The sequence below is a fragment of the Rhizobium rhododendri genome, from assembly GCF_007000325.2.
Lineage (GTDB): Bacteria > Pseudomonadota > Alphaproteobacteria > Rhizobiales > Rhizobiaceae > Rhizobium > Rhizobium rhododendri.
On sequence record NZ_CP117267.1, the window covers coordinates 3,241,760 to 3,251,020 of the forward strand.

At 60.0% G+C, this 9,261-nt stretch carries 10 protein-coding genes; 9 read left to right on the forward strand and 1 reads right to left on the reverse strand.

Annotation, left to right across the window (positions count from 1 at the left end; all coding sequences use genetic code 11):
• The first annotated feature begins 1 nt into the window (after position 1).
• The 9 genes from PR018_RS15695 (at position 2) to PR018_RS15735 (ending at position 8,856) form a co-directional block, all read left to right on the forward strand.
• Complete coding sequence (locus tag PR018_RS15695) at positions 2–844, forward strand: fumarylacetoacetate hydrolase family protein (protein ID WP_142828693.1); 843 nt, start codon at positions 2–4, stop codon at positions 842–844.
• Positions 845–1,020: 176 nt separating this feature from the next.
• Positions 1,021–2,292 carry a polyhydroxyalkanoate depolymerase gene (locus PR018_RS15700; protein WP_142828814.1) on the forward strand — a complete coding sequence of 424 codons (1,272 nt, stop codon included), beginning with the start codon at positions 1,021–1,023 and terminating at the stop codon, positions 2,290–2,292.
• A 142-nt stretch (positions 2,293–2,434) separates the two neighbouring features.
• Positions 2,435–2,869, forward strand: a complete 435-nt coding sequence (locus PR018_RS15705; RefSeq protein WP_142828691.1) for a DUF2852 domain-containing protein — start codon at positions 2,435–2,437, stop codon at positions 2,867–2,869.
• A 76-nt stretch (positions 2,870–2,945) separates the two neighbouring features.
• Complete coding sequence (locus PR018_RS15710) at positions 2,946–3,707, forward strand: M48 family metallopeptidase (protein WP_142828689.1); 762 nt, start codon at positions 2,946–2,948, stop codon at positions 3,705–3,707.
• A gap of 75 nt (positions 3,708–3,782) precedes the next feature.
• The gene (locus PR018_RS15715) at positions 3,783–4,451 is read left to right on the forward strand and encodes a phosphoribosylanthranilate isomerase (RefSeq protein ID WP_142828687.1); all 669 of its coding nucleotides are present in this window, start codon (positions 3,783–3,785) and stop codon (positions 4,449–4,451) included.
• Positions 4,452–4,453: 2 nt separating this feature from the next.
• A complete protein-coding gene (trpB, locus tag PR018_RS15720; protein ID WP_142828685.1) occupies positions 4,454–5,674 on the forward strand; it encodes a tryptophan synthase subunit beta in 1,221 nt (406 codons plus the stop codon).
• A gap of 1 nt (position 5,675) precedes the next feature.
• Positions 5,676–6,515, forward strand: a complete 840-nt coding sequence (gene trpA / locus PR018_RS15725) for a tryptophan synthase subunit alpha (protein ID WP_142828683.1) — start codon at positions 5,676–5,678, stop codon at positions 6,513–6,515.
• 48 nt (positions 6,516–6,563) lie between these two features.
• On the forward strand, positions 6,564–7,472 hold the full coding sequence (accD, locus tag PR018_RS15730) for an acetyl-CoA carboxylase, carboxyltransferase subunit beta (protein ID WP_142828681.1): 909 nt from the start codon (positions 6,564–6,566) through the stop codon (positions 7,470–7,472).
• 31 nt (positions 7,473–7,503) lie between these two features.
• Positions 7,504–8,856: a bifunctional folylpolyglutamate synthase/dihydrofolate synthase gene (locus tag PR018_RS15735; RefSeq protein ID WP_142828679.1), complete on the forward strand. Its 1,353-nt coding sequence runs from the start codon at positions 7,504–7,506 to the stop codon at positions 8,854–8,856.
• A 51-nt stretch (positions 8,857–8,907) separates the two neighbouring features.
• Here the strand turns inward: PR018_RS15735 and trxA are convergent, their stop codons facing one another.
• Positions 8,908–9,228 (reverse strand): thioredoxin, encoded by a 321-nt coding sequence (gene trxA / locus PR018_RS15740; RefSeq protein ID WP_111222142.1) that lies wholly within the window; start codon positions 9,226–9,228, stop codon positions 8,908–8,910.
• Positions 9,229–9,261 lie beyond the last annotated feature (33 nt).

Sequence of the window (9,261 nt, forward strand, 5' to 3'; positions counted from 1 at the left end):
GATGAAACTGATGCGAGTCGGCGAGCCCGGCAAGGAAAAGCCGGCCCTCCTGGACAAGGAAGGCAAGATCCGCGATCTGTCGGCGCATGTTGCCGATATCGGCGGAGAGGCGATCCATCCGGATAGCCTGGCAAAGCTTGCCCAGATCGATCCCGACACCTTACCGGAACTGGCGGCAGGCCGTATCGGCGCTTGCGTCGCGGGTACGGGCAAGTTCATCTGTATCGGCCTCAATTTTTCGGACCACGCCGCAGAGACCGGCGCTACTGTGCCGCCTGAACCGATCATATTCATGAAGGCCACTTCCGCCATCGCTGGTCCGAATGACACGGTTCTCATTCCGCGCGGCTCTGAAAAAACCGACTGGGAAGTCGAACTCGGCGTCGTCATCGGCAAGACGGCTAAGTATGTCAGCGAAGCCGACGCACTCGATTATGTCGCCGGCTACTGCGTTTCGCATGACGTCTCCGAGCGCGCTTTCCAGACGGAGCGCTCCGGCCAGTGGACTAAGGGAAAGTCCTGCGACACATTCGGCCCGATCGGCCCCTGGCTGGTCACGAAGGATGAAGTTGCGGATCCGCAGAATCTCGGCATGTGGCTGAAGGTCAACGGCAAAACCATGCAGGATGGATCCACCAAGACGATGGTCTACGGCGTCGCGCACCTGGTTTCCTACCTCAGCCAGTTCATGTCGCTGCAGCCGGGCGACGTCATCTCGACCGGTACGCCCCCGGGCGTCGGAATGGGCATGAAGCCGCCCACTTACCTGAAGGCCGGCGACGTGGTCGAACTCGGCATCGAAGGTCTCGGGGACCAACGCCAGACGTTCGCCGCCGACGCTTAAGTTCAACGACCACAAACGACACCATGCCGGAGATCAATTCTCCGGCATTTTAATTTATAGGCCCTCCACTGTGTCTAACTTTGGCAGAATGTGATAGGGACCTCGGTAATACTGCCGCTGATCCGCACGAAGGACCAGCCATTCTTTCGGCCGCAGTCGAAAAGGTAATGTCGGTCATGTACTATCATCTCTACGAACTGAACCATGCGGTCATGGCGCCATTCCGGGCTGCTGCTGGCATGATGCGCCAGGCTTACGATAATCCGCTCAATCCCATGGCCGAAACCGCGTTCGGCAGGACGATATCTGCCAGTCTCGAGGTCTTCGAGCGCAGCACGCGGCGTTACGGAAAGCCCGAGTTCGGGCTGGTGCAGACAGTCATCGACGACAAGCCCGTGGTCGTCACCGAGGCTGTCGTCTGGCAGAAGCCGTTCTGTCGTTTGCTCCATTTCGAAAGGGACCTGCCAGTCCCCCGTCCGTCCGATCCGCGGATCCTGATCGTGGCGCCGATGTCCGGCCATTACGCGACGTTGCTGCGCGGTACGGTGGAGGCGCTGTTGCCCGGCGCCGATGTCTATATCACCGACTGGACCGATGCCCGGATGATACCCGTCGAAGAGGGCGACTTCGATCTCGACGACTACATCGACTATATCGTCGCCATGCTGCATCACCTCGGGCAGGATACCCATGTGGTGGCCGTCTGTCAGCCATCCGTGCCGGTGCTCGCTGCAGCCGCCCTTATGGAAGAGGCTGGCGATCCGCTGTCGCCCGCGTCCATGACGCTGATGGGCGGCCCGATCGATACGCGCATCAATCCGACCGGTGTCAACAAGCTCGCCATGGACAAGCCCATCGAGTGGTTTGCCGATAATGTGGTGATGAACGTTCCGTGGCCGCTGCCGGGTTTTGGGCGGTCGGTGTATCCGGGCTTCCTGCAGCTTTCTGGCTTCATGTCGATGAACCTCGACCGGCACGTCATTGCCCAGAAGGATTTCTTCATGCACCTCGTCAAGAACGACGGGGAGCCCGAAAAGCATCGCGAGTTTTATGACGAGTATCTGGCGGTCATGGACTTGACCTCGCAGTTCTACCTGCAGACGGTCGAGCAGGTGTTCATGAAACACGCCTTGCCGAAGGGCGAGTTGCACCATCGTGGTCACCGCGTCGATCCATCTGCGATCCGCAAGGTGGCGCTCCTGACGGTGGAAGGCGAAAACGACGATATCTCCGGCGTCGGCCAGACCAAGGCGGCGCAGACGATCTGCAGCAACATCCCCGACGCAATGCGGATGCATTATTTGCAGCCAGATGTCGGTCACTACGGTGTCTTCAATGGCTCTCGCTTCCGCCGCGAAATAGCGCCGCGCATCCTGGCTTTTGCCAGGGCCCACTCGAGAACTGCCGATGTCCCGAAGCGGAAGGCCAAGGGCTCAAGAACGGCCTAGGCGCGAAAAACGGGATTTTCGATCCGGAATGAAGAGTATTTGCGATTTTAAAGCACTTCCTTATTGAAGCCGGAGCCCGTTATTCCCACATCGATTTGAGCGGCTCCGGCATTCAGCCGGCCGCCTTACGAGGTATCTCACGATGAATCAGTCAGCATTGATTCGGCCGGAGTGGACCCCGGCGACCATCGCGCTCATGGTTCTGGGCTTCGTGGTTTTCTGGCCGCTTGGTCTTGCTATGCTCGCATACATCCTCTTCGGCGATCGCCTGAGAGGCTTCAAACGGGACGTCAACCAGGCAGCCGATGGCATGTTCAGCGGTTTCCGCCGCAACGGCCGTCGTTACCGTCAGCAGTTCAACAGCGAGAACGTCGCTTTTGACGACTGGCGCCAGGCAGAACTCGACCGCCTGGATCAGGAGCGCCGCAGGCTCGACGAGACCCGCGCCGACTTCGACAACTACGTGCGGGAATTGCGCCGCGCCAAGGACCAGGAAGAGTTCGACCGTTTCATGCGTGACCGCACAGCGGCGCGACGCACGGATCAGGGCTCCGGGCAGGAGTTCAGAACCTCCTGACGCATTCGACAGCCGGCATCGCGAGATGCCGGTTTTTCTTTGCAAGACACTGCAGCGAATCATATAAACCGGATCGATGTTTCCGCTTCTTTCAAAAGTCCGCAAGACTGCCCGGACGCCGCCTGTTCCGGAGGTGAGGACGCTCGATCTCGCCGGACGTCAGATGCCGCTGACGATCCGCAAGCACGAGCGCGCCACCCGTATTACCCTGCGCATAGAACCCGGCGGCCGGGCCCTGAAGATGACCGTGCCGCACGGCGTGCCGTCGCGAGAGATCAATGCCTTTCTCGACCGCCACCAGGGCTGGCTCATCACCAAGTTGTCGAAGTTCGAGCCTGATGCGAAGCTGCGCGATGGCAGCGAGATCCTGATCCGTGGAGTGCCCCACCAGGTTGAGCATTCAGGCAGCCTGCGTGGCATCACCGAAATCCTCGAACTGGACGGCGAGCGCATCCTGCGTGTCAGCGGAATGCCGGAGCATGCCGGGCGGCGCATTGCAGCCTTCCTGAAGAAGGAAGCGCGCGCCGATCTGGAGCGCCTGGTGAAACTGCACGCCAGCACCATCCGCGCGGAGGTTGCTTCGATCACCATGAAGGATACGCGCAGCCGCTGGGGCTCCTGTTCGTCGCAGGGCAATCTCAGCTTTTCTTGGCGGATACTGATGGCACCGCCCGAAGTTATCGACTATCTGGCTGCCCACGAGGTGGCGCACCTGAAGGAAATGAACCACGGCCCCCGCTTCTGGGCGCTGTGCAAAAAGCTTTGCCCACACATGGAAGAAGCAAAAGCCTGGCTGAAGCGGCATGGCACCCACCTTCATGCCATCGATTTCGGCTAGCGCGGCAGGCTCTGAAATCCAGCAACTGTCGCGAATGGGCTCGACTCTTTTGCCATTTCGTGTCACTTGCCTGCCATGAAACCCGATATCAAGATTTGCGGATTGAAGACGGCCGAGACGGTCGATCGCGCTGTCGCGCGCGGCGCCACACACATCGGTTTCATCTTCTTTGAAAAAAGCCCGCGCTACATCGATCCCGATCTTGCAGGCGTGCTTGCTGACCGCGTTCGTGGCAAGGCCCTCATCGTCGCCGTGGTGGTCGATCCGGACAATGACGATCTCGATGAGATTATGAACCTGGTTCGGCCCGACGTGCTGCAATTGCATGGCCATGAAAGTCCGGAGCGGGTTCTGACCATCAAGGCCCTCTACGACGTGCTTGTCATGAAGGCCTTTTCCGTGCGGGATGCCGAGGACCTCAGGCGTGTGGAGGCCTACATCGGCATCGCAGATCGCTTCCTGTTCGATGCCAAGGCATCCAAAGGTTCGGAACTGCCCGGCGGAAACGGCGTTGCTTTCGACTGGAGCCTGATGGCGTGGCTTGACGGCCGCGTCGACTACATGCTTTCGGGAGGCCTCAACAAAGACAACGTCGCCCTTGCGCTCGCCTCCACCAAGGCCTCGGGTATCGATATATCGTCCGGTGTGGAAAGTGCGCCGGGCGTCAAGGATCTGACCATGATCGACGAATTTTTCGACGCGGTTGCCTCGGCTCGCATGCCGGCAACAGCCTCAGGGAGTTGACAGTGAACGAGACGCCAAACGTAAATTCCTTCCGCGCCGGGCCAGACGAAGATGGCCGCTTCGGTATCTTCGGTGGACGATTCGTCGCAGAGACGCTGATGCCGCTGATCCTCGCCCTGCAGGCCGAGTGGGAAAATGCCAAGACCGATCCGACCTTCAAGGCCGAGCTCGATTATCTCAACACCCACTATATCGGTCGCCCAAGCCCGTTGTATTTCGCCGAGCGGCTCACAGCCGAGCTTGGCGGCGCGAAGATCTATTTCAAGCGCGACGAACTCAACCACACCGGATCGCACAAGATCAACAATTGCATCGGGCAGATCCTGCTCGCCAAGCGCATGGGCAAGACCCGCATCATCGCAGAAACCGGCGCCGGCCAGCATGGCGTGGCTTCGGCTACCGTTGCTGCTCGCTTCGGGTTGCCCTGCGTTGTCTACATGGGCGCAACCGATGTCGAGCGCCAGGCGCCGAACGTGTTCCGTATGAAGCTGCTCGGTGCCGAGGTCGTTCCCGTCACATCCGGCCACGGTACCCTGAAAGATGCCATGAACGAGGCGCTGCGCGACTGGGTCACCAACGTCGACGACACCTACTATATGATTGGAACTGCGGCCGGACCGCACCCCTATCCGGAAATGGTTCGCGATTTCCAGTCTGTGATGGGCCGCGAAGCCAAGGAACAGATGATGGCCGCAGAAGGCCGCCTGCCGGACATGCTGGTGGCAGCAGTCGGCGGTGGCTCCAATGCGATCGGCCTGTTCCATCCGTTCCTCGATGACAAGAGCGTCCAGATCGTCGGCGTCGAAGCCGGCGGCAAGGGCCTGGAGGGCGAGGAGCACTGTGCGTCGTTGACGGTCGGTTCCCCGGGCGTGCTGCATGGCAACCGCACCTACCTGCTGCAGGACAGGGACGGGCAAATAAAGGAAGGCCACTCGATCTCCGCCGGCCTTGACTATCCCGGCATCGGCCCGGAGCATTCATGGCTGAAGGATATGGGCCGCGTCGAATACGTGCCGATCATGGACACCGAGGCTCTGGCAGCCTTCCAGATGCTGACTCGCCTCGAAGGTATCATCCCGGCACTCGAGCCTGCCCATGCGCTGGCCGAAGTCATCAAGCGTGCGCCGAAGATGGATAAGGACCAGATCATCGTGATGAACCTCTGTGGCCGAGGCGACAAGGATATCTTCACCGTTGGCAAAATTCTCGGCGTGGAGCTCTGACATGACCGCACGGATGGACAAACGCTTCGCCGACCTGAAGACCGAGGGTCGCCCGGCGCTGGTTACCTATTTCATGGCTGGCGACCCAGATTACGAAACGTCGCTCGGCATCATGAGGGCGCTGCCGGAAGCAGGCTCCGACATCATCGAGCTCGGCATGCCTTTCTCGGACCCGATGGCCGATGGTCCGGCAATCCAGATGGCCGGTCAGCGGGCGCTGAAGGCAGGCCAGACGCTGAAGAAGACGCTGCAGCTTGCCGCCGATTTCCGTAAATCCGATGACGCTACGCCGATCGTACTGATGGGCTACTACAACCCGATCTATATTTACGGCGTCGAGAAATTTCTCGATGACGCGCTGGCATCCGGCATCGACGGCCTGATCGTCGTCGACCTACCGCCGGAAATGGATGACGAGCTCTGCATCCCGGCTATCCGCAAGGGCGTTAATTTCATCCGTCTGGCAACACCGACGACGGACGACAAGCGCCTGCCGATGGTGCTTCGCAATACTTCGGGCTTCGTCTACTACGTATCCATGAACGGCATCACCGGCTCGGCTATGGCCGATCCGTCACTTGTCTCGGCTGCCGTCCGCCGTATCAAGAGCCATACCGACCTGCCTGTTTGCGTCGGCTTCGGCGTCAAGACGGCCGAGCATGCGCGGGTCATCGGTGCGGCTGCCGATGGCGTCGTCGTCGGCACTGCGATCGTCAATCAGGTTGCGAATTCGCTGACCGCGGATGGCAAGGCGACTGCCGATACCGTGCAGGCGGTGGCAACCCTTGTTCGTGGTCTTTCAACCGGAACCCGCTCGGCGCGCCTTGTTGCCGCCGAATAGTTCCCCCACATTGGCCTTGGTCAATTCAGTCATTCAGGAGATCTCGATTTGAACTGGATCACGAATTACGTTCGCCCGCGGATCAATTCCATGCTGGGCCGTCGCGATGATATCGCCGAAAATCTCTGGATCAAATGCCCGGAAACCGGAGAAATGGTCTTCCACAAGGATCTGGAAGACAACAAGTGGGTCATTCCTGCTTCCGGCTTCCACATGAAGATGCCGGCAAAGGCCCGCCTGATCGATCTGTTCGACAATGGCGAGTACGAGGCCCTGGTGCAGCCGAAGGTCGCCCAGGATCCGCTGAAGTTCCGTGATTCGAAGAAATACAGCGACCGTCTGAAAGACAGCCGCGTCAAGACCGAGCAGGAAGACACGATTCTCGCCGGGGTCGGCAAGCTGCAGGGACTGAAGATCGTTGCCGTCGTGCACGAGTTCAACTTCATGGGCGGATCGCTCGGTCTCGCTGCCGGCGAGGCGATCGTCAAGGCATTCGAGCGCGCTATTGCCGAGAAATGCCCGCTGGTGATGTTCCCGGCTTCGGGTGGTGCCCGCATGCAGGAAGGCATCCTATCGCTGATGCAGCTGCCGCGCACGACGGTCGCAGTCGACCTCCTCAAGGAAGCAGGCCAGCCCTATATCGTCGTATTGACCAATCCGACGACCGGCGGCGTCACTGCCTCTTATGCGATGCTGGGAGACATTCACCTGGCCGAACCCGGTGCCGAAATCTGCTTCGCCGGCAAGCGCGTCATCGAACAGACGATCCGCGAAAAGCTGCCGGAAGGCTTTCAGACGTCGGAATATCTGCTCGAACACGGCATGGTCGACATGGTCATTAAGCGTCATGATATCCCGGATATGCTGGCACGACTGTTGAAGATCCTGACCAAGCAGCCGGCGACCGCCTCGCTTGAACCGAGCGAGATCGTGCTGCCGATGGCTGTCGGCGCCTGAGTCGACGAAGACCGAAAAGCGGAGGTGCGGAATGGGCTCCATAGATCACTCCACCAAGAGCCAGGCCGAACAGGTGATCGACGAGCTCCTGGGCCTGCACCCCAAGGGCTTCGACCTTTCGCTCGACCGCATCACGCGGCTGCTTGAGCTTCTCGGCAACCCGCAGACCAAACTGCCGCCGGTGATCCATGTCGCCGGCACCAACGGCAAGGGCTCCGTTACAGCGTTCTGCCGGGCGCTGCTCGAAGCGGGCGGCAAAAGCGTTCATGTCCATACGTCACCGCATCTGGTAAACTGGCATGAACGCTATCGCATCGGCGTCAAGGGCGGTCGAGGACAGCTCGTCGACGACGCCGTCTTTGCCGATGCACTGCGCCGCGTCGCTGATGCCAATGCCGGCCAGAAGATCACCGTCTTTGAAATCCTGACCGCAGTCACCTTCCTGCTGTTCTCGGAACAGCCCGCCGATGCGGCGATCATCGAGGTCGGTCTCGGAGGCCGCTTCGATGCGACCAACGTTATCTCCGACCCCGCCGTGTCCGTCATCATGCCGATCTCGCTGGATCATCAGCCTTATCTCGGCGACCGCGTCGAGTTGATTGCCGCTGAGAAGGCGGGGATCATGAAGCGCGGGCTTCCGGTCGTCATCGGCCACCAGCAATATGATGCTGCGCTAGAGGTCTTGACGACGACGGCCGAGAGGCTGCATTGCCCGACGGCAGTATTCGGCCAGGACTTTTCGGCCCATGAGGAATACGGACGGCTGGTCTACCAGGACGAGTTCGGCCTTGCCGATTTATCGCTGCCACGTCTGCCGGGACGCCACCAGCACGCTAACGCTGCTGCCGCCATCCGTGCCGTCAAGGCCGCCGGCTTCATCGTCACTGACGCCATGATGGAAAAGGCGATGACTACGGTCGAATGGCCCGGCCGACTGCAGCGCCTGACTGAAGGCAAGCTCTTCACTCGCGCGCCGAAGGGTGCCGAAATCTGGGTGGACGGAGGGCATAATCCGGGTGCTGGCGAGGTGATTGCCGAGGCGATGGCCGGCTTCGAGGAGCGTCAGGCCCGACCGCTGTTCCTGATCACAGGCATGATCAACACCAAGGATCCGATAGGTTACTTCAAGGCGTTTGCGGGTTTGGCGGAGAAAGTGTTCTGCGTGCCGATCGCCCATAGCGATGCGATGATCGATCCCGTCGTTCTCAGCCATGCGGCCTATGATGCCGGACTGGTCGCCGAGCCGATGTCGTCGGTCGGCGATGCGCTCGACGCAATCATGCGTGCTATGTCCCCGGATACCCTGCCCCCTCGCATCCTGATGGGCGGCTCGCTCTATTTGGTTGGCGAGGTATTGGCCGAAAACGGAACTCCACCGCAATAAAAAAACCCGGACAATGCCGGGCTTTCAACTCTGGTCGCTCTGGCGACGCAATCAGGCGGCGTTGGAAATCCAGCTTGCCAGCGCAGACTTCGGTGCAGCACCAACCTTGATATCGGCAACTTCACCAGCCTTGAAGAGGGCGAGCGTCGGGATCGAGCGGACGCCAAACTTGGCGGCGAGTTCGGGATTTTCATCGATGTTAAGCTTGGCCACCTTGACCTTGCCGGCCATCTCAACGGAAATCTCTTCGAGGCTCGGAGCAATCATCTTGCACGGGCCACACCATTCAGCCCAGAAATCAACCACGACTGGTTCTGCAGAATCTAGAACTTCCGCTTGGAAGTTCGAGTTATCGACTTTCACGGTAGCCATAAAAATGCTCCTTCACCGGAATTAACTGTTGAA